At 68.3% G+C, this 20,040-nt stretch carries 23 protein-coding genes; 5 read left to right on the forward strand and 18 right to left on the reverse strand.

Annotated elements, in window-relative coordinates:
• Positions 1–8: 8 nt before the first annotated feature.
• The 4 genes from VXM69_RS12620 to VXM69_RS12635 are packed head-to-tail and all read right to left on the reverse strand — an operon-like array spanning position 9 to position 3,780.
• Positions 9–785: an SDR family oxidoreductase gene (locus tag VXM69_RS12620; protein ID WP_367188697.1), complete on the reverse strand. Its 777-nt coding sequence runs from the start codon at positions 783–785 to the stop codon at positions 9–11.
• A gap of 43 nt (positions 786–828) precedes the next feature.
• The gene (locus VXM69_RS12625) at positions 829–2,106 is read right to left on the reverse strand and encodes an L-fuconate dehydratase (protein WP_049028840.1); all 1,278 of its coding nucleotides are present in this window, start codon (positions 2,104–2,106) and stop codon (positions 829–831) included.
• A gap of 23 nt (positions 2,107–2,129) precedes the next feature.
• Positions 2,130–2,972 (reverse strand): ureidoglycolate lyase, encoded by an 843-nt coding sequence (locus tag VXM69_RS12630; protein ID WP_034186127.1) that lies wholly within the window; start codon positions 2,970–2,972, stop codon positions 2,130–2,132.
• Between the two features lie 43 nt (positions 2,973–3,015).
• Positions 3,016–3,780 (reverse strand): SDR family oxidoreductase, encoded by a 765-nt coding sequence (locus VXM69_RS12635; RefSeq protein WP_034186126.1) that lies wholly within the window; start codon positions 3,778–3,780, stop codon positions 3,016–3,018.
• 665 nt (positions 3,781–4,445) lie between these two features.
• Between VXM69_RS12635 and VXM69_RS12640 the strand changes: the two genes are divergently transcribed.
• The 3 genes from VXM69_RS12640 (at position 4,446) to VXM69_RS12650 (ending at position 6,404) form a co-directional block, all read left to right on the forward strand.
• Positions 4,446–4,736, forward strand: a complete 291-nt coding sequence (locus VXM69_RS12640) for a DUF3331 domain-containing protein (protein WP_034186125.1) — start codon at positions 4,446–4,448, stop codon at positions 4,734–4,736.
• A 167-nt stretch (positions 4,737–4,903) separates the two neighbouring features.
• Positions 4,904–5,890, forward strand: coding sequence for an oxidoreductase (locus VXM69_RS12645; RefSeq protein WP_124607618.1), 987 nt, complete (start codon positions 4,904–4,906; stop codon positions 5,888–5,890).
• A 214-nt stretch (positions 5,891–6,104) separates the two neighbouring features.
• Complete coding sequence (locus VXM69_RS12650; RefSeq protein WP_034186124.1) at positions 6,105–6,404, forward strand: DUF4148 domain-containing protein; 300 nt, start codon at positions 6,105–6,107, stop codon at positions 6,402–6,404.
• Between the two features lie 196 nt (positions 6,405–6,600).
• Here the strand turns inward: VXM69_RS12650 and VXM69_RS12655 are convergent, their stop codons facing one another.
• From VXM69_RS12655 to VXM69_RS12680, 6 genes are all read right to left on the reverse strand, one after another.
• Positions 6,601–7,800, reverse strand: coding sequence for a TauD/TfdA family dioxygenase (locus VXM69_RS12655; protein WP_034186123.1), 1,200 nt, complete (start codon positions 7,798–7,800; stop codon positions 6,601–6,603).
• Positions 7,801–7,822: 22 nt separating this feature from the next.
• Positions 7,823–8,779 carry an alpha/beta hydrolase gene (locus VXM69_RS12660; RefSeq protein ID WP_343727907.1) on the reverse strand — a complete coding sequence of 319 codons (957 nt, stop codon included), beginning with the start codon at positions 8,777–8,779 and terminating at the stop codon, positions 7,823–7,825.
• Between the two features lie 43 nt (positions 8,780–8,822).
• Positions 8,823–9,311, reverse strand: a complete 489-nt coding sequence (locus VXM69_RS12665) for a thioesterase family protein (RefSeq protein ID WP_034186121.1) — start codon at positions 9,309–9,311, stop codon at positions 8,823–8,825.
• A 10-nt stretch (positions 9,312–9,321) separates the two neighbouring features.
• Complete coding sequence (locus tag VXM69_RS12670; protein ID WP_367188698.1) at positions 9,322–10,287, reverse strand: L-carnitine dehydrogenase; 966 nt, start codon at positions 10,285–10,287, stop codon at positions 9,322–9,324.
• A gap of 85 nt (positions 10,288–10,372) precedes the next feature.
• A complete protein-coding gene (locus VXM69_RS12675; RefSeq protein ID WP_034186119.1) occupies positions 10,373–11,302 on the reverse strand; it encodes a 3-keto-5-aminohexanoate cleavage protein in 930 nt (309 codons plus the stop codon).
• 61 nt (positions 11,303–11,363) lie between these two features.
• The gene (locus VXM69_RS12680) at positions 11,364–12,317 is read right to left on the reverse strand and encodes a choline ABC transporter substrate-binding protein (protein WP_034186118.1); all 954 of its coding nucleotides are present in this window, start codon (positions 12,315–12,317) and stop codon (positions 11,364–11,366) included.
• 336 nt (positions 12,318–12,653) lie between these two features.
• Here VXM69_RS12680 and VXM69_RS12685 point away from each other — a divergent pair, with 336 nt between their 5' ends.
• On the forward strand, positions 12,654–12,821 hold the full coding sequence (locus VXM69_RS12685) for a hypothetical protein (protein WP_367188699.1): 168 nt from the start codon (positions 12,654–12,656) through the stop codon (positions 12,819–12,821).
• A 36-nt stretch (positions 12,822–12,857) separates the two neighbouring features.
• Here VXM69_RS12685 and VXM69_RS12690 read toward each other — a convergent pair whose 3' ends face one another.
• Positions 12,858–13,856, reverse strand: coding sequence for a LysR family transcriptional regulator (locus VXM69_RS12690; RefSeq protein WP_367188700.1), 999 nt, complete (start codon positions 13,854–13,856; stop codon positions 12,858–12,860).
• A gap of 4 nt (positions 13,857–13,860) precedes the next feature.
• Between VXM69_RS12690 and VXM69_RS12695 the strand changes: the two genes are divergently transcribed.
• Positions 13,861–14,304: a DMT family transporter gene (locus VXM69_RS12695; protein ID WP_367188701.1), complete on the forward strand. Its 444-nt coding sequence runs from the start codon at positions 13,861–13,863 to the stop codon at positions 14,302–14,304.
• A gap of 65 nt (positions 14,305–14,369) precedes the next feature.
• Here VXM69_RS12695 and VXM69_RS12700 read toward each other — a convergent pair whose 3' ends face one another.
• The 7 genes from VXM69_RS12700 to VXM69_RS12730 are packed head-to-tail and all read right to left on the reverse strand — an operon-like array spanning position 14,370 to position 19,860.
• A complete protein-coding gene (locus tag VXM69_RS12700) occupies positions 14,370–15,875 on the reverse strand; it encodes an aldehyde dehydrogenase family protein (protein ID WP_124607611.1) in 1,506 nt (501 codons plus the stop codon).
• 33 nt (positions 15,876–15,908) lie between these two features.
• A complete protein-coding gene (locus VXM69_RS12705) occupies positions 15,909–16,451 on the reverse strand; it encodes a cytochrome c (RefSeq protein ID WP_367188702.1) in 543 nt (180 codons plus the stop codon).
• Complete coding sequence (locus tag VXM69_RS12710; RefSeq protein ID WP_226227869.1) at positions 16,448–16,948, reverse strand: cytochrome c; 501 nt, start codon at positions 16,946–16,948, stop codon at positions 16,448–16,450. Before VXM69_RS12710 ends, VXM69_RS12705 begins: the two co-directional genes overlap by 4 nt.
• Entirely contained in the window at positions 16,945–17,478 is a 534-nt protein-coding gene (locus tag VXM69_RS12715; RefSeq protein WP_367188703.1) for a methylamine dehydrogenase light chain, read from the reverse strand. Before VXM69_RS12715 ends, VXM69_RS12710 begins: the two co-directional genes overlap by 4 nt.
• Before the next feature lie 39 nt (positions 17,479–17,517).
• Complete coding sequence (gene mauD / locus VXM69_RS12720) at positions 17,518–18,144, reverse strand: methylamine dehydrogenase accessory protein MauD (protein WP_059556895.1); 627 nt, start codon at positions 18,142–18,144, stop codon at positions 17,518–17,520.
• Positions 18,141–18,695, reverse strand: coding sequence for a MauE/DoxX family redox-associated membrane protein (locus VXM69_RS12725; protein WP_049029089.1), 555 nt, complete (start codon positions 18,693–18,695; stop codon positions 18,141–18,143). Before VXM69_RS12725 ends, mauD begins: the two co-directional genes overlap by 4 nt.
• A 7-nt stretch (positions 18,696–18,702) precedes the next feature.
• Positions 18,703–19,860: an amine dehydrogenase large subunit gene (locus tag VXM69_RS12730; protein ID WP_059556896.1), complete on the reverse strand. Its 1,158-nt coding sequence runs from the start codon at positions 19,858–19,860 to the stop codon at positions 18,703–18,705.
• Positions 19,861–20,040: the final 180 nt, after the last annotated feature.

The following is a 20,040-nucleotide window of genomic DNA, read 5'->3' on the forward strand; positions in this document are numbered from 1 at the left end:
CGCGGCCCTCAGCTGATCGCACGGTCGAGATGCGTATAGCCGCCGTCGACGAACAGCCACTGGCCCGTCGTGTGCGACGCGCGCTCCGACAGCAGGAACACCGTCGTGTCGGCGATCTCGTCGGCCGTCGTGAAGCGCCGGCCGAGCGGCACCTTGCCCGCGATCGCCGCGAGCTTCGGCTCCGGATCGTCGAAGCCGTCGATCCATTTCCGGTACAGCGGCGTCATCACCTCGGCCGGGATCACCGCGTTCACGCGCACGCCGTCGTCGCGCAACGCGACGGCCCATTCGCGCGTCAGCGCGAGCTGCGCGCCCTTCGACGCGCAGTAGCCGCTCGTGTTGCCCTGCCCGGTCACGGCCGTCTTCGACGAGATGTTGACGATCGCGCCGCGCGCCGCCTTCAGGTGCGGCACGCAGTAATGCGCCATCACGTAGTAGTGGACCAGATTGCGTTCGAGCGACGCGACGAACGCGTCGCGCCCCGCATCGAGCCCGACGCTGTCGTTGACGCCGGCATTGTTGACGAGCCCGTCGAGCCGGCCGAAACGCGCGACGGTCCGCGCGACCGCGTCGCGGCACTGCGCATCGTCCTGCAATTCGACCGACACGCACGCGGCGTTCGGCTGCTCGCGCGTGAGCGCGCGCCAGAACGCGTCGTCGGGCGCGTGCCGCGCGAACACCACCGGTATCGCGCCTTCGCCGGCCAGCCGCATCGAGATCGCGGCGCCGATGCCCGACGCACCGCCGGTCACGATCACGACCTTGTCCTGCAGATTCAGATCCACTTCGCGTCTCCGTCGTTCATGTTGTCGGCACGCTCGATGCGTGTCAGCCGCGGAACCGGTACTGCTCCAGCGATTCGGGCTTCATCTCGATCGAGAAGCCGGGTGCCGTCGGCGGCAGGTACGCCGCGCCGCGCACGATGCACGGCTCGACGAAATGCTCGTGCAGGTGATCGACGTACTCGGTCACGCGCCCCTCCTTCGTGCCGGAAATGCACACGTAGTCGATCATCGACAGGTGCTGCACGTACTCGCACAGCCCGACGCCGCCCGCATGCGGGCATACGGGCAGCCCGTACTTCGCGGCCATCAGCATCACCGCGAGAATCTCGTTCACGCCGCCGAGACGGCACGCGTCGATCTGCACGACGTCGATCGCGCCGCGCGCGATGAACTGCTTGAACAGCACGCGGTTCTGGCACATCTCGCCGGTCGCGACCTGCACGGGCGCGATCGCCTTGCGGATCTTGCGATGCCCTTCGACGTCGTCGGGGCTGGTCGGCTCCTCGATGAACCACGGCCGCGCGAACGCGAGCTCGCGCACCCAGTCGATCGCCTCGTCGACTTCCCACACCTGGTTCGCGTCGATCATCAGCTTGCGATCGGGTCCGATCACTTCGCGCGCGATCGTCACGCGGCGGATGTCGTCCTCGAGGTTCGCGCCGACCTTCAGCTTCACATGGTCGAAACCGGCGTCCACCGCCTCGCGGCACAGCCGGCGCAGCTTGTCGTCGCTGTAGCCGAGCCAGCCGGCCGACGTCGTGTAGCACGGGTAGCCATCGCGCTCGAGCGCCGCGATCCGCGCGGCCTTGCCGGGCGCCTGCCGGCGCAGCAGTTCGAGCGCTTCATCCGGCGTCAGGCAGTCGGTCAGGTAGCGGAAGTCGATCGTGCGTACCAGTTCCTCGGGGCTCATGTCGGCGACGAGCCGCCACAGCGGCTTGCCGACGGCCTTCGCCCACAGATCCCACACCGCATTGACGACGGCGCCGGTCGCGAGGTGGATCGCGCCCTTGTCGGGGCCGATCCAGCGCAACTGGCTGTCCGACGTCACGTGACGCCAGAAGCGGCCCATGTCTTCGCGAATCCAGTCGAGGTCGAGGCCGACGACGAGGTGACGCATCGCGTCGATCGCCGCGCAGCAGATTTCGTTGCCGCGCCCGATGGTGAACGTGAGCCCGTGCCCCTCGAGCCCGTCGCGATCGGTTTCGAGGACGACGTAGGCCGCCGAATAATCGGGGTCCGGATTCATCGCATCGGAACCGTCGAGCTGGCGCGAGGTCGGGAAGCGCACGTCGAGGACGCGCATCGATCGAATGATAGGCATGACGAACCGTCCGTAAAAGGAGATCAGGCCTGCACGGTGCGCTGGCGCTGCTCGCCGAGCCCGTCGATGCCGAGCGTGATCACCTGTCCGGCGCGCAGATAGACGGGCGGCTTCTGCCCGAGGCCGACGCCCGGCGGCGTGCCGGTCGAGATCACGTCGCCCGGCTGCAGGCTCATGAAGCGGCTCAGGTAGCTGATCAGGTGCGGCACGCGGAACACCATCGTCGCGGTCGTACCGTTCTGGTAGCGGTGGCCGTCGACGTCGAGCCACAGCCGCAGCGCGTGCGGATCGGGCACTTCGTCGGCCGTCACGAGCCACGGCCCAAGCGGGCCGAACGTGTCGTTGCCCTTGCCCTTGTCCCACGTGCCGCCGCGTTCGAGCTGGTATTCGCGTTCCGACACGTCGTTCACGACGCAGTAGCCGGCCACGTGCGACAGCGCATCGGCTTCGTCGATGTAGCGGCCGCCCTGGCCGATCACCACGCCGAGCTCGACTTCCCAGTCGGTCTTCCGCGAGCCGCGCGGGATCTCGACGTCATCGTTCGGGCCCGAGATCGCGCTCGTCCACTTGCCGAACACGACGGGCTCCTTCGGCACCTCCATGCCCGACTCGGCCGCGTGGTCCGAATAGTTGAGCCCGATGCAGATGAACTTGCCGACGCGGCCGACGCACGCGCCGATCCGCGGCGCGCCCTCGACGCGCGGCAGCGACGACGGCGGAATGTCGCGCAGCCGCGCGAGCGACGCGGGGGTCAGCGCATCGCCGGCGATGTCGTCGATCACGCCGGACAGGTCGCGAAGGTGGCCCTGCGCATCGAGCAGGCCCGGTTTTTCATGGTGTTTGTCGCCAAATCTGAGCAGTTTCATAGCGTCGTCGGAACGGAAACGGAAAGTGAATGGGAAGGCGCGGTCAGTTTGACCAGCCGCCGTCGATCAGGTGGATCGCGCCGGTCGTGAACGACGCTTCGTCGGACGCGAGGTACAGCGCGAGCGCGGCCACTTCGTCGGCACGGCCGATGCGGCCGATCGGCTGGCGCGCGACGAATGCCTGGCGCACCTCGTCGGTCGACACGTGGCGCGTGCGCGCCTGGTCCGCGATGCGCTGCTCCAGCGACGGCGATTCGATCGTGCCCGGGCAGATCGCGTTGCAGCGGATGCCGCGCTCGACGAAATCGGCGGCGACCGCCTTGGTCAGCCCGATCACGGCCGCCTTGGACGTGCCGTAGACGAAGCGGTTCGGCACGCCCTTCACGCTCGACGCGGCCGAGGCCATGTTGATGATCGACGCGCCGCCGGCTTCAAGCATCGCGGGCAGCAGCGCGCGAATCAGCCGGTACATCGACGTGACGTTCAGGTTCATCGAGAACGCCCACGCGTCGTCGTCGCAGTCGAGGATCGAGCCGTGGTGCACGTAGCCCGCGCAGTTGAACAGCACGTCGAACGCGCGTTCGCCCGCGGCTAGCGCCGCGACGTCGTTCGCATCGGTGACGTCGAGCCGCCGCGTGGCCAGCCGGGCGCCCGCGCGTTCGGCGTCGGCCTCGAGCCGCACGAGCGCGGCTTCGTTGATGTCGGTCGCCAGCACGTCGGCGCCCTCGCTCGCGAACCGCAGCGCGGTCGCGCGGCCAATGCCCTGCCCGGCCGCCGTCACCAGCGCGCGTTTGCCCTGCAATCTCATGAGCACGTCTCCCGAAAAAGCCGGCCACCCGTCGGCCGATTGGCACAAAGGACTAAAGGTCCAACCAATCATAGAAAGCAATAGCGCGTTTGTCACGAAATCGGGATTCAGTATTTACCCGGGCGGAGAAATCGGGCGGACGAAGAAAAATCCGGCGAAGGACAAGTCCTAAAAATCCCTTCCGTAAATCGTACAAACCCAATGCTGACAGGCCTCTCAGCCGAATCTTCGGGCTCGTCCCGCGCAGCCACTTCGCCAAACTGACAAAAAAGTCATGTTCGCGTCAGGGTCTCAACGGGATCAGCACGCCATCATGGCGTTGCCGGACCGCGCTTTTCACCCATCGCCTCTCCGCCCGCCTTCGATCCCTGCGGGCACTCCGTCCCCCGGCGATGGACACCGTGACTGGGCGAGCAGACACGGTGCGCGGGCCGATTTTCCGCCCCGGACTTCCCGTCCGGGGCGTTTTTGTCTGTGGTTTCCACGAAAATAAGCGTGGATTGTTTCTAAATCGGCAAAAGGTAATTTGAGCCAGACAGGATGTTTTTTCCGGTCACAGACGCTTACATTTAGCGCACCACTCATGGAAACCGCTACGGATTCGCCATCGGGTAGTGACATCCACTGCCAAGGCCGAAACCGCACGAGCTTTAGGAAACGGCAAAATGAAGGCCTCCAAATCCCTGCCTGTGCTCGATCCCGCCGACGTCCACGTCGAAATCCTCGAACGTTCCGATACGCTGCTCGTCGTCCGCTGGGTCGAGCCCGGCCGCTGTCACTACGGTGAACAGCGCTGGCGCCGCCGCTTCGCGCAACGCACCGGCACCTGCGCGCTGTCGCGCCAGGTCATCCATCGCGGCGACGAAGTGTTCCGCCCGGCCGAACGCCCGGCACCCGCGAATGCGGCCGCGATGATCTCCGCCGCCGAGGTGCTCGCGCTGGCCGGAAGCAGGTAAAACCTGCCGGCCGCGCGCCGGGGCTGGCCGCGCCACGCACTGCGCCCGCCCTAGAAGCGCCGGTCTAATTCCCCCGCTTGTCTGTCACGCCCGCCCGCACTATCGTTACACCACGCAATGTAACGATTACGTGCCGCGGCCGGTCGGCCGTGCCGATGGAGACAGACATGCATGCATGGAGCGCGCGCCACGTCCCGGCGCAGGGCGGCAAGGTCGCGGTCGTGACCGGTGCCAACAGCGGTCTCGGCTGGCAGCTCGCGGAAACGCTGGCCGCGAAAGGCGCGACGGTCGTGATGGGCTGCCGCGACGCCGCGCGCGCCGCCCGGGCGGCCGACGCGATCCGCCGGCTCCATCCCGACGCCCGCGTCGAGGTCGATCCGCTCGACCTTGCCGATCTCGCCTCGATCGCCCGCTTCGCGGGCGACGTCTCCGAACGCCACGGCCGCGTCGACATCCTCTGCAACAACGCCGGCGTGATGTTCCTGCCGCTGCGACATACGCACGACGGCTTCGAAATGCAGTTCGGCACCAACCACCTCGGCCATTTCGCGCTGACCGGCCATCTGTTGCCCGCGTTGCGCGCCGCGCGACGGGCGCGCGTCGTGACGATGTCGAGCGGCTTCAACCGCGGCGGCCGGATTCGCGTCGACGACCTGCGTGCCGAGCATCGTTACAACCGTTATCTCGCCTATTGCGACAGCAAGCTCGCGAACCTCGTGTTCGCGATCGAGCTGCAGCGCCGTTTCGAGCGCGCGGCGTTCGCGGGAATCAGCGTGGCCGCGCACCCCGGCTATGCGGCGACCAACCTGCAGTTCGCGGGCCCCGCGATGGACCGTTCGCCCGCGCGCGCCGCGCTGATGCGCGCGGCGAACCGTTATCTCGCGCAACCGGCCGACCAGGGCGCGCTGCCCGCGATCCATGCCGCCACGTCGCCCGATCTCGCGGGCGGCGCATACATCGGGCCGTCCGGCTGGTTCGAGTCGCGCGGGCTGCCGGCGCCCGCGAGCGTGCCGCGCGCGGCGCGCGACGTCGCCTCGGCGGCGCTGCTGTGGGAAGCGTCGGAAGCCGCGACGGGCGTGCGCTTCCTCAGTTCGGGCGCGCCCGCCGGACGCGTGCCCGGCCGGCCGCTCGACACGGCGGCCGAAGCGCGCTGAACCGCACGACGCTACCCGCCATATTCTTCATACTTATTGCGCAAGCCGAAAAGAAAGCCTGTTGAAAGACTGATTCATCGCGCCACTGTTACCGCGCCGGAAACAATCTATCGTCAAAATCAGCGTTTACCCTGAACACGCCGGTGACTAAGATTTGATCAATCGCTCAAGACATGGTGTCGAGAGCGAACTCAATAAAACACCGGAGGTCACCATGAAATCGCTCGTTTCCGCAGTCGTCGCCGCTGTCGCCCTGTCCGCTTCGTTCGGCGCATTCGCTCAAAGCACCGTGACCCGCGCCCAGGTGCGTGGCGAACTGGTCCAGCTCGAACAAGCCGGCTACAAGCCGGGCGTGTCGAGCCCGTACTACCCGAACGACATCCAGAGCGCCGAAGCGCGTATTCATGGTGCCGACACCAGCGGCTACGGCGCCCAGCCGGCTCCGCTCGTCCACTCGGGCGCCCCGGCAGCCGCATCGTCGAACGCACGCGACTCGATCTTCTTCGGCCAGTAAGCCGATGCGCCCCCGGCGGGCGCCGCGCGTCGCGCGATGAAGCAACGCAGTCCGGACGAGCCCCTTCGCGGGGCTCGTCTTGTTTGTGAAACGCATACCTCCGCCGCCCGGCAGCGGGTGGCTTCGCCCGGGCGCCTGGCGTCCGGGTGCTTTTTCCCTTCCCGGCGGGCAGGCGAAAAGAAACCGCGTGCGCCGATCAGCGCGCCGCAACGACGGCAGGCACCGAGCGCGACAGTACGCGCCAACGCGACAGCAACTCGTCCCGATCGACGTAGCAGCCCTGCAGGTGCCGGCGGCCGGTCGACGGATCGAACGCCGTGCGCGCATGCAGCACGCGCCGGTTGTCGAACGCCCACATGTCGCCCGCCCGCAGCCGGCGGTGTACGCGGAAGCGCGGCTCGCGCGCGAGCGCGAGGAACCGCCGGTACGCGCGATAGACGGCCGCGACCGAGCCGGCCGGCGCATCGAGCGGCCCGCGCAGGAAGTTCGCGACGCGCACCTCCGTCACGTTGCCGCGCGCATCGAGCCCGATCACCGGCGCCGAACAGCGGTAGTCGCTGTTCGCACTCTTGTTCCAGAACTCGAACGGCGTCGACGCCAGTCGTTCGAAATCGGCCGGATGCTCGCGCCGCAGCGCATCGGCGAGCGCGAAGCCGTCGAGAAAGATGCTGTCGCCGCCCGTCGCTTCGTTGGCCAGGCAATGCAGGAACTGCACGCCCGGCTGCAGTTCGCGTGTCGGCAGGTCGGTATGCGGCGGCAGGTTCAGCGACGTGTACGCATTGCTGTCCGGGCGCGGTTTCGATTCGACGTCGAACAGCACGCCGAAATTGCTTTCGCGGATCAGGCCGACGCGACGCGCGATCTCGTCCACGCGGCCGCGCTCGGCCGGCACGCCTTCGACGAGCGTCAGCCCCGTGCGCCGCAGCGCGGCGAGCCACGCGAGCAGCGCACCGTCGTCCTCCATCACGTCGCGCCACGCGAACAGGCCGATCGCCGTCGCGTCGTCGCCGGCCCAGATGTGCCGCTCGTGCGCGGCCAGCCGCTCGGCGCGCGACGCATCGTCGTATGCATGCGCCCGCAACCAGCCCGGCGACCACGCGCTGCGATGCCCGTCGTTCCACTCGACATGCAGCGCACCATCGGGTTCGACGTGCACGGCGAGCGCCGACAGATCGTCGCGCGCATCGGCAATCTCGAACACCTGTTCACGCGTGAGCGCATGCACGCATGCGGAACACGCGCAATTGTCGCGCAGCCAGTCGAAATGGAACGGCGATCGTCGCGCGTCGCGCCATTCGACCTCGACCGCCCCCTCGCCGATCGTCGCCGCCGCGATGGCCGCGTCGGCCGAAAACGTCCGCCAGTCCTCGATACGGTGTTGCGCTGCTGCCTGCATCGTTGCCTCCCGGAAACGCCCGCTACGCGTGTGGTGCGAGCAAAAATCCGCCGACCATCCGGTGCATGCGCGCGGCCTGCGGGCTCGTCCCGAGCGCGCGCCAGCAGCCGTGCACCAGCCCCTGTCCCATCCAGTCGCGCGCGACCCCGCCGGCCGCGCGAATCCGTTCGACGTACACGCGCGCGTCGTCGCGCAGCGGATCGTGTTCCGCGCCGATCGCGAGCACCGGCGGCAAGCCGTCGAAACGCGCCGCTTCGAGCGGCACCGACGCGCGCAACAGCGGGTCGCCGCCCCGCAGCACGTCGGACACGTTCCCATCCCAGTACAGCGCGCGATAGCGATGCACGTCGTCGAGCGTCAGCATCGGCGCCCGCGCTTCGATCTCGCGCGCGGGCGATTGCGGTTCGAAGCCGAGCATCGGATAAACGAGCGCGATGCCGTCGACGTTGCGTTCGCCCGCATCGCGCAGCGCGGTGGCGACGGCCGCCGCGAGCATCCCGCCCGCGCTGTCGCCCGCGAGCGTCAGCGGATGCGCGCACGCGCCGAACGGCCAGCGGGCATCGCACGCGGCGCGCGTGACGTCCAGGCAATCCTCGAGCGCGGCCGGCGCGCGGTGTTCGGGCGCCAGACGATAGTCGACGGCGATCACGTCGAGCCCCGTGTCGGCCGCGAGTTGCGCGGTGATCAGCGCATGGCTGTCGAGCGAGCCGACGACGAAGCCGCCGCCATGAAAAAACAGCACCGTGCCGCGCGATGCGCCGCGCGCGGACGTGTAGCGCCGCAGCGCGATCGCGCGCCCGTCCGCCGCGCGCCACACGGCGTCCTGCCGCACGATGCCGGGCGGCAGCGCGGCCGGCGTCCACGCGGCCGCGAAGCGGTCGTAGAGGCGGCGCTGCTCGTCGGGCGAGCGCGCCGCCGCATCGGCCGGATACCACGCGTCGACGGCTGCGACGAACGCCGCGATTTCCGGTTCGAGCATCGTGCGCGCTCCGCGATCGAACGTTGAAGGACGCAAGTCGCCGCTAGCGGCGCGGCGGCAAGCCGATCACGCGGCCCGCATACGCAGGCGCCGCGCAATCGCGCTGCAACGCATGCAAGTCGGCCACGCGCGCGGCCACGTCGTCGTCGAACGGCGCCGATTTCGCACCGTCGCGCGTGTCGACGTGCAGCAGCATCTGCTCGCTCGCCGATACCGGATCGTCATGCCCTGGCGCGAACAGTTCGAGATACAGGTGCAGGCGCTTCGCGTCGTGCGCGAGCACGCGCGCATCGACGCGCACCGGCGTGCCTTCCTTGATCTCGTGCAGGTAGTTCACGTGCGCTTCGAGCGTGTAGACCGAGCGCCCCCGCTCGCGGCGCGCGGCGTCGTCGAGCCCGATGCGATCCAGCAATGCATCGGTCGCGAAGCTGAAGATCAGCAGGTAGAACGCATCGCGCAGGTGGCCGTTGTAGTCGACCCATTCGGGCCGCACCACGTCGCGGTAAATCGTCAGCGGGGTATCGCCCGTCATCGCCTGTCCTTTAGTCCTCGAATCGCATGCCGTGCCGCGCCTTCACCGCGGCGATCGCTTTCAGCACCTCGGTGATGCACTCGTCGCGATAGCGTTCGAGTTCCTTGATGCTGCGCGTGCCCTGCTGTTCGGTCGTGCCTTCGACGACGCTGTCGATCAGCGCGTCGGTCAGGGTCGGCGCAACCAGCTTCGTCCACGGCAGTTCGAGCGCGGGGCCGAACTGCTGCATGAAGTGTCGCATGCCCGCATCGCCGCCGGCCAGCGTGTAGGTCAGGAACGTGCCCATGAACGACCAGCGGATGCCCGCGCCGAAGCGGATCGCATCGTCGATCTCGCCGGTCGTCGCGACGCCTTCGTTGACCAGGTGCAGCGCCTCGCGCCACAGTGCCTCGAGCAGGCGATCGGCGATGAAGCCCGGCACCTCCTTGCGCACATGCAGCGGCCGCATGCCGAGCTTGCGGTAGACCTCCATCGCGCCCTCGACGGCTTCCAGCGACGTGCGCGCGCCGCCGAGCACCTCGACGAGCGGCAGCAGATAGACGGGATTGAACGGGTGGCCGACCACGCAGCGTTCCGGATGCGCCGCCCGCGCGTAGAAATCGGTGGGCAGCAGCCCCGACGTCGACGACGCGATGATCGCGTCGGGCTTCGCCGCGCGGCTGATCTGCTCGTGCAGCTCGAGCTTCAGCGCCTCGCGCTCGGGCGCGCTTTCCTGGATGAAATCGGCGTCGGCGACGCATGCCTCGATCGTCGGGACGAAACGCAGCCGCGCGGGATCGGCGCCCGGCGCGAGGCCGACGCGTTCGAGCGCGGGCCACGCGTTCGCGACGTTCGCGCGCAACCGCTCCTCCGCGCCCGGCGCCGGGTCCCACACGACCACGTCGAGACCGTGCGCGAGCGCGCGGGAAATCCAGCCACTGCCGATCACGCCGGTGCCGATGGCGGCGAACGTCTTGATGTCGGTCTTCACAGCCATGTCAACGCATCCTTCAAATCAGGGGAAATCGGTGGGCAGCCGCGCTTGGGTGCGCGCCGCCGTGTCAGTCGGTTTGCAAGAAAACTCAAGCGAATTCGGCGATCGCACGACGTTCGAGCAGACGCTCGCCGCGCGCCGGCAGGCCGAGCTTGCGGCGGCCCTCGGCCGGCGTCAGCACGCGGCCGCCGAGCCGTTCGACGATCTCGCGGGCGCGCTCGACCAGCGTGCCGTTGGTCGCATGCACGCCGCGGTCGAGCCAGATGTTGTCTTCGAGGCCGACGCGCACGTGACCGCCGAGCAGCATCGCCTGCGCGACCATCGGCATCTGCATGCGGCCGATCCCGAAACCGGCCCAATGCGCACCCGGCGGCAGGTTGTCGACCATCGCCTTCATCGTGCCCGTATCGGCCGGCGCACCCCACGGAATGCCGAGGCAGAGCTGGAACAGCGGCGGATCGTCGAGCAGCCCTTCCTTCAGCAACTGCTTCGCGAACCACAGATGGCCCGTGTCGAAGATCTCCAGTTCCGGCTTCACGCCGAGTGCCTGGATGCGCTTCGCGCCGGCGCGCAACTGCGCGGGCGTCGACACGTAGATGTAGTCGCCGTCGCCGAAATTCAGCGTGCCGCAATCGAGCGTGCAGATCTCGGGCAGCAGTTCCTCGACGTGCGCGAGGCGCGTGAGGCCGCCGACCAGGTCGGTGCCCTTGCCGAAGCGCATCGGGTCTTCGCCGGGGCCGATCTCGAGATCGCCGCCCATGCCGGCCGTCAGGTTGATGATCACGTCGACGTCGGCCGAGCGGATGCGGTCCACCACTTCGCGGTACAGGTTCGGGTCGCGGCTGCCGCGGCCCGTCTGCGGATCGCGCACGTGGCAGTGCGCGACCGTCGCACCGGCCTTCGCGGCTTCGATCGCGGCTGCCGCGATCTCCTTCGGCGTGACCGGAATCGCCGGATGCTTGCCGACCGTATCGCCCGCGCCGGTGACGGCGCAGGTGATGATGACTTCATGGTTCATGCTGGGTGCCTCGCTTGATTCAAGTTGTGTCGCATTGCGGGGGTGGCGCGGGCGCCGGCCGTCACAGGCCGAGATACGCCTTCACGGCGGGCAGGCCGTCCTTGCCGTCGAACGTCTTGACGCCCGCGAGCCACGGATCGAGCACCTGCGGATTCTTCTTCAGGTAGGCCTTCGCGGCCTCGGCCGGCTTCGTCTTGTTCATCACCGACTGCATCAGCTGGTTCTCGAGCTGCGTCGAGAAGCGCAGGTTCGTCACGAGCTTGCCCGCGTTCGGGCAGCGTGCGATGAAGTCGGGCGCCGTCAGCGTGTACACGCGCGCTTCGCCGTAGTTCGGCCCGAACGCCGCGTCGCCGCCGGACAGGTAGTTCATGCTGAGCTGGATGTTCATCGGGTGCGGCTCCCAGCCGAGGAACACGACCCACTTCTTCTCGCGGATCGCGCGCTCGACCGTCACCAGCATCCCGGCCTCGCTCGATTCGACGAGCTTGAAGCCGCCGAGCCCGTACTGGTTCGTGTCGATCATCTTCTGGATCGTCGCGTTCGCGCTGCTGCCCGGCTCGATCCCGTAGATCTTGCCGTCGAGTTCCGCGCGGTGCTTCGCGATGTCCTCGAAGGTCTTCAGGCCGGCCTGGTATTCGTAGCTCGGCACCGCGAGCGTCGCCTTCGCGCCGGACAGGTTCGGCGGCTCGACGACGTTGATCGACTTGCTGTCGAGGAACGGCTGGAGCTGCTTCTGCTGCACCGGCCACCAGTAGCCGAGCGACACGTCGAGCTGCTTGCTCTTGAGGCCCGCGAACGAGATCGGCACCGACGCGATCGTCGTGGTCGGCTTGTAGCCGAGCGCCTCGAACACGGTCGACGCGAGCGCCGTGGTCGACGTGATGTCGGTCCAGCCGATATCCGCGAAACGCACGGTGCGGCAGGTCGCGGCCTCGGTCTCGGCCAGCGCCGCGTTCGTGAACGCGCCGGTCGCCAGCACGGCCGCGGCAAGCGCGGCGATCTTCGTCGACTTCATGGTTCGGTTCTCCCGGTTGGTCTCGCGGCAGCCGGTGCGCGGAGTGGCGCCGGCCTGCATCGTGGGAGTAAAAGTAACGAGCCATATTCGCCGCGAGAAGACCGCCGGCGACCTGTTCTTGACTGTTTGCGACTATGAGTGGAAACCACTATGTTTTGCCCAAGGCTTGGTGGGCGGGTGTTTGACGCGGATTCGGGGCGAAACCGGGTTGCCCCGATGCGGCGTGCGGCTTTCGATTCGGCGCTGGCGACGCTGACAGATTTCCGACACCTCGCCGGGTGCCGTGGATCGGCTCTATGCTGGTGCCGTCAGCGTGTCCGGCCACTCAGGAACCCCATGATCCTTACCGCTCTTTTCGTCGTGGCCGCTTTCGCCATCGTTGCGGTCATGCACCGCGCCGTGCTCGTCAAGGCCGACACGCGGCTGCGCGCGCGGCTCGACGCGGAAGGCCCGCGCAGTGATGCCTCGCGCCGGTTGATGCGTGAATCGGGATACCGCGTCTGAGCCCGCGCTGGCCGTCACGGTGGCGACGTGCCGCGCTCAGCCGGCCGTCACCACTCGCACGAACGCCGCCGCCAGCACCGTCGGCTCGACCGGCAGCAGCAGCGCGCACGCCGATCTCGCGTCTTCGTCCGACATCGGCACGAACACGACGCCGTCGATCCCGAGACTCGCCATCCGCTCCGGCACGATCGCCACGCCGTGCCCCGCCGCGACGAGATTCAGCATCGACGTCTTCGGCGATACGATCCGCGCCGCGGCCGGCACGAAGCCCCGCTTCAGGCACAGATCGATCACGACGCGCGCGAGCCCGCCTCGCTCCCGATACACCGCCGACACGAACGGCTCGCGCCGCAACCGCGAGATCGCGACGCGCTTGCGGCCCGCGAGCGGATGATCGGCGGGCACCGCCACGCACAGGCGTTCCGCGGCCCATTCGACGAAGCGCACACGCGCGTCGCGCCGCAGCACCGGCAAGCGGACGATCCCGATGTCGGCATGGCCGCTCGCGATTTCCGATACCTGATCCTCGGACGACGCGCGATCGAGATCGATGCGCGCGCCCGGGCAATCGCTCATGAAACGCTCGAGATCGGGCATCAGGCTGCTGACGGGAACGGTGCTGGAATGCAGAAGCCGCAGCACGCCGGCCGCTCCGCGCGACAGCTGCGAACCCTCTTCGGCCGCGGCCGTCAGCGCGGCCGGGATCGATGCCACGCGTTCACGATAGATCGCGCCGGCGGGCGTGAGCCGCACGCCTCTCGGCTCCCGGTCGAACAGCAGGAAACCGAGTTCCTCCTCGAGCTGCCCGATCTGCCGGCTGAGCGCCGACTGCGCGACATGGAGCGCGCCCGCGGCCGGCGTGAAGCCGCCGAGATCGGCCACGGTCAGGAAATACTGGATTTGCCGGAGTGATGGCATGCCGAAACAAGATGGATACGCGCCGAATTCGATATTTGTGTTATACCGGCGCGCTCCGCAGAATGAAAGCCTTCCGTGCCGGCATCCCCATTCCGGCCGTTGATACGGAGCGTTCATCGACGTGACTACCCTCCTGTCCTATCTGCTGGTCGTGGCGGCCGGCATCAGCGTCGCGTTGCAGCAAGTGCTCAACGCGAACCTCCGCGCGCAGCTCGGCTCGCCGTGGTGGGCCGGGTCGGTCAGCTACCTTGTCGGCCTGGCCGCGATGCTGGCCGTCGCGCTGCTGTCGCCGCATCCGCGCCTGAGCGGCCCCTTCCCCGGCGCCGGCACGTGGTTCAGCTGGACCGGCGGATTCTTCGGCGCGCTATTCGTCGGCATCGCGATATTGATGGTGCCGCGACTGGGCGCGGCCACGACGCTCGCGCTGATCGTCGTCGGGCAGATGACGGGCGCGCTCGTGTTCGACCACTTCGGCGTGCTCAGCATCGAACGGCATTCGGCCAGCCCGGTCCGCATGGCCGGCGCGGCGTGCCTGATCCTCGGGGTCGTGCTGATCCGCGCGTGAACGCAAGGCCGTCGGCGCGCGCGTGCGTGCCGACCCGCCGGCCACGCACGCGCACGTTACGACGCTCACGCGTAGTTCATCATCACCGACTTGCTTTCCGTGTACTGGTCGATCACGGCGCGGCCGAGTTCGCGGCCGAAGCCCGACTGCTTCATCCCGCCGAACGGCAATGCGTTGTCGAGCAGCGAATGGCAGTTGACCCACACCGTGCCGGCCGCGATACGCGGGATCAGCTTGTGGATCGCCGACAGATCGTTCGACCAGATGCTCGCGCCGAGGCCGTACGGCGTGTCGTTCGCGAGTTGCACGGCCGTATCGGGATCGTCGAACGGCATCGCGACGAGCACCGGCCCGAAGATCTCCTCGCGCACGACGCGCATCGCCTGCGTCGCATCGACCAGCACGGTCGGTTCGACGAAGAAGCCGGGGCCGTCGATCGCGCGGCCGCCCGCCGCCGCGCGCGCCCCTTCGCCGAACCCCGAATCGATGTAACCGCACACGCGTTCGCGCTGCTTCGCGGAGACGAGCGGGCCGATCTGCGTCGACGGGTCCATCCCCGGGCCGATCTTCAGGCTCGCGGCGATCTGCGCGACGCGCTCGATCACGCCGTCGAACACCTTCGAGTGGATATACGCACGCGAACCGGCCGTGCACACCTGCCCCTGGTTGAAGAAGATCGCGTTCGCGACGCCCAGCGCGGCCTTGTCGAGATCGACGTCGGGCAGCACGATCACCGGCGACTTGCCGCCGAGTTCGAGCGACATCCGCGTCATGTTGTCGAGCGCCGCGTGGCCGATCGTCTTGCCCGTCTGCGTCGAACCCGTGAATGCGATCTTGTCGATGCGCGGATCGCGCGACAATGCCGCGCCGGCCGTGCGGCCGTCGCCCGTGACGAGATTGACGACGCCGTCCGGGAACCCGGCCGCCTGGATCAGTTCGCCCAGTCGCAGCGCGCTCAGCGGCGTGTCTTCGGCGGGCTTCAGCACGACCGTGCAACCGGTCGCGAGTGCCGGCGCAATCTTCCACGCCGCCATCAGCAGCGGGAAATTCCACGGGATGATCGCGCCGACCACGCCGACGGGCTCCTTGCGCGTATAGGTAAAGATCTCGCTGTCCGGCAGGTACGGCATGCCGGCGTCGATCACGCTGCCTTCGATCTTCGTCGCCCAGCCGGCCATGTAGCGGAAGCACTGCGCGGCCATCGCGACATCGAGCCCCTGCGCGACCGTGACCGGCTTGCCGTTGTCGAGCGACTCGATCTCGGCAAGCTCGCGCGCGTTCGCTTCGATCAGGTCGGCGAGCACGAGCAGCAGGCGCTCGCGGTCGGTGGTCTTCGCGGTGCGCCACGGGCCCGCATCGAATGCGCGCCGCGCGGCGGCCACCGCCTGCTGCACGTCGCGCTCGTCCGCTGCGGGCACGCGCGCGATCACGGTGCCATCGGCCGGGTTCACGACATCGAGCTGGCGGCCCGACGCGGCATCGCGCCACTCCGCGCCGATCAGCATCTTCTTCGGCTTCGCGAGAAATGCGCGCGTCGCGTCGAGCAACGCAAAGGTTTCGTTCGTCTCCATGTCCACGTTTCCTTGATTCGTCGAATGAGCCGGTCAGTAACGGTCCGTGACGCCGTCGATCCCGCGCGCCTGCAACGCACGGACCAGTCCGGTGCGCACGGTCGCGACGTCGGCGAAGGCGGGGCGGCGATGTGCGGCGACTTCGGCGGCCGTATAGGGCCGGAAGTCGCGCGGCAGCGCATCGCGGTTCATCGTCACGAGCACCCAGTTGAGCACGTCGGCCAGATCCTGGTCCGACAGCGCCGAATTCGAGGCGCCGGGCACGCGCATCACGTACTCGCGCCCGGCCGGCAGATGCGTGAAATAGCCGAGCGAATTCGCGAGTGGCGGCACCTTGCCGGGAATGCCGCCGCCCGTCGCCGTATGGCAGCCCATGCAGTTGAGCACCCAGTGCTGTCGCGCGAGCGTCGCGTCGGCCGCGCCGTCGGCATGCGCGGGCGGTGCGACCGCCGACGCGACGGCACCCGCCAGCAGCAGCCACGACGACAGGCGACGCGATACCCCGCCGAGCCGCGCCGACGCGCCCCGCCTTCCCGGGGCACCGGCGTGCGCGCGGGACGCGTCGGCGCCGTTCACAGGCCGAGCCCCTTGATCACCACCGCGCGTTGCGCATGCACGGCCGTGCCGTCCATCTGCTTCGCCCGCGCCGCGCGGATATCCGCCGCCGTGAACGGCTTCGCGTCGCCGTGCTGCGCGTTGAGGTCGAACACGACGTAGTTGAGCAGGTGCGCGATGTCGTCGTCGCTCGCGCTTGCGAACGACGGCATCTTGAAGTTGTAGCGCTTGTCGTGCACCGTGATCTCGCCGAACATCCCGTGCAGCAGCGTCGCGATCAGTTGCGCACGCCCCGGCTCGGCCGCCGCGTACTTGCCCGGATACTCGGTCAGCGGCGGCGCGAGGCCGTCCTGCCCTTTCCCGCCGGCCTGGTGGCACACCGCGCACTGGGCATCGAACAGGCTTTTCCCGGCCGGGTCATGCACGGCTTCCTGCGCGCCGGCCGCACCCGGCAGCGCGAAGGCCGCCATCGCGGTCATGCATGTCAAGACGATCTTTCCTGCCTGCATCACGTTCATTGTTTTGCCGCTCCCAGCAGAACCGAAACCGAACAGTGGTAATTCGAATTGCCATTCGCCATGCACCAGTTGATGTCGTTGTTCAGCGACAGCTTGTACAGCGGCTTCTCGCGCTCGTTGCGGTTGCAGAAGCACTTGCCGCACGACGTCTTGCCGCAGCAGTCGTTGTACGACACGATGTAGTCCGAACCGTCGTGCGGGTTGCGACAGGTGCCGATCCACGTGATCGGCGAAGGCGTCGTGCCGGGCGGGCAGCTGCTCGACGTGCCGCCGCAGCAACTGCAGAGCCAGCCGTCGATCGCGCAGTATTTCCAGTAGTCGCAGCTCATCGGGTCGTCGCTCGCCCACGCGGCGGCGCCTGACGCGCCCGATGCCGCATCGGCCGCGTACGCGGTGCGGTCGACCGGCAGCAACGGCAGCAGCGCCGATCCCACCAGCACCTTGCCGAGCTTCGCCATCGCGCTGCGCCGCGAACTGTGCTGCGCGACGCCGCGCGCCGACCGCTCGAACCATGAATCAAACAGGGCCATGTCGTTGTTCTCCCATGACGTTGTAAGTGGGTCGGCCGGTCATGCGTGCTGCGCATGCGCGTCGTGGCTGTGATCGCCGTGCACGAACGCCTGCAGCGACGCGACGCCGCGCTCTTTCGCCTCGAACAGGCTCTCGAGATGCTCGCGTGTGTTGACGAGCCCCTTCGCGCGCACCGTGCCGGTTTCGTCGAGCAGCACCGCGTACGGCAGCTTGCCGATCTGGTAGGCGAGTCCGAGTTCCTGCGACAGCACGTACGGGAAGCGTCCGAGGTCGTGCTTGCGCGCGAAGCGCGCGTGTTCGTCGACGTCGCCGTCGCTCGCGAGCACGATGTTCACCGGCGTCGCTTCGCTTGCCTGCAGCGACGGCAGCAGCGGCAGCAGCTTCTTGCAGACCGGGCACGTCGGCGACAGGAAGAACAGCAGCGTCGCCTTGCCGGCCGCATCGAAGCCGCCGACCTTCACCTGCGCGCCGCGAATGTCGGTCAGTTCGAATGTCGGCGCGATCGCGCCGACCGCCGGCCCCTTGTCGATCATCAGCGCGCCGGCCGGCATGATGCGTTCGTACAGGATGCCGATCTGGCGCACCAGCGCGAGGCAGATCGCGCCGAGCGCGAGGACGGCCACCCACAGCAGGGCGGTGGAAACGGTGAGAGCGGTTTGCATCATGAATTCCTCAAGTGGACAAGGCGCGGGACGTTGGCGAGCAGCACGTCGACGGTGAGCAGCGCGCAGACGATCAGCAGCGCGGAGAAGAACAGCGTCAGGTAGTCGAACCACACGACGGCGCGCGTGCCCGGTTCGACGAACGCGGTCGCGGCCAGCGCGGCGAGCAGCAGCACGCGGCCGACATGCAGCCAGCCGATGCCGCGCGGCGCGTCCGCGCGCGCGGCGGTGAAGCCGGAACAGCCGCAGTCGATGTCGGTATGGCCGCGCAGCAGGTTGATCGCGAGCCCGGCCGCGAAGGCCAGCAGCAGCGCGATCAGGCCGAGCGCACCGGCCATGCGCGTATCGGGAAACAGCAGCGCCGCAGCGCCGATCGCTTCCGCGAGCGGAATCGCGAACGCGACGGGCGCGGTCAGCGTATCGGGCAACAGCCGGTAGCCGGCGAGCGCCCGACGGAACGCGGCGGGCCGGCGCATCTTCGCGAAGGCGCCGAGCAGCACGACGACGGCCGCGCCGGCTTGCGCGCTGGTGGCGAGTACGGGATCGAGGGTCATCGCGGCCTCACGGGTTGACGAGCAGCGACGACGTATTGCCGATCTGCTTCTCGACGTGCTGCAGCTTGCCGGTGCGCGCATCCATCACGACGAGGTCGGACGTCGCCGTCAGCCCGTAGAACAGCGGCTTGTCGTCCTCGCTGACCTGGATCGACACGAGCGGGTCGACCTTCTGCTGCGCGAGATCCCAGCGCGCGACACGCTGCTTCGATTTCAGGTCGTACACCCACACCTGCGTGCCGGGATCCTTGTGCGAGCCGTCGGCGCCCTTGTGCATCAGCACGTAGTAGCGGTTCTGCCTCGCCTGCACGGCCGTCTGCTGCATGCCGCCGGGGCGCCAGCCTTCGGTACGCTCGGCGTCCGTCAGCAACGGCCACGGCTTGCCGAACGCCGGCTGGTCGCCGCCGAAATCCGCGCTGCGCACGTTGCCGCCGTATGTCGTGAACAGATAGCCGCCGTTGTACCGCGACGCGTTCACGAAGGCCGGATCCTTGTCGACGTCGATGAACGCGTCCGACATCGTGCGCTTCGTTTCCTTGCCGTTCGCGTCGAGCGTGACGCTCAGCGCCTTGCCGCTCTCGCACAGCGCGGTGAAGCGGTCGTTGCCCGACGGATACGCGAGCACGCAGGCGGCCGTGTCGATCTCCGACAGCACCTTCTTCGTGACGGCGTCGATCACCGTCACCGACGCGGCCGGCGTGATGTTCGCGACGTACAGCCGCTTGCCGTCGGCGCTGAACGCGGTGTTGTACGGCGACGGCACATGCTGCGCATGCTTGGCCGGAATCACGATCTCGCCCGCGTGATCGAGCGTCGTGTTGTCGGTCATCTCGACGACGTCGGTGCGCGTGCCGTGCGAGCCACGCGAGAAGTAGGTCGTCGCGACGAAGCTCGTCTTGTGGTCCGGCGAGATCGCGAGGCCGGGGCCGAAGCCGCCGTCGATCTGGCCGAGCAGCCTCTTCGCATCGGCGTCGTACACGTAGATGCGCCCGTCGGTCATCGACGGCATCGAGATGTCGACGATATAGACCTCGTGCGGATGCCATGGCGGCATCTTCTGCACGACCAGCTCCTCGGGCTGTTCCGTCGCGTTCGCGCTGCCGGCCCACGCCGCCGCGCACGCCAGCGTCGCCGCGAGCGCCGCGCTTCGTCGCCTTGTCCTCATGTCGCCTCCAGTTGGGGATTCACGTAATGTGGGGCGACTGTAGTTCGACAATAAATCCGGTCAGCACCCGGACCGGCAACGCGTGCGTGCCGATTCGGGATATTGGAAATGCGCGTGAAAGCCTCGGCGGCGGGACGCCTTCCGACCCTCTGAAGAATGCGCGCGGAATCGCGCTCCCCC

The sequence above is a fragment of the Burkholderia sp. Ed8 genome (genome assembly GCF_040761425.1).
GTDB classification, from domain to species: domain Bacteria; phylum Pseudomonadota; class Gammaproteobacteria; order Burkholderiales; family Burkholderiaceae; genus Burkholderia; species Burkholderia seminalis.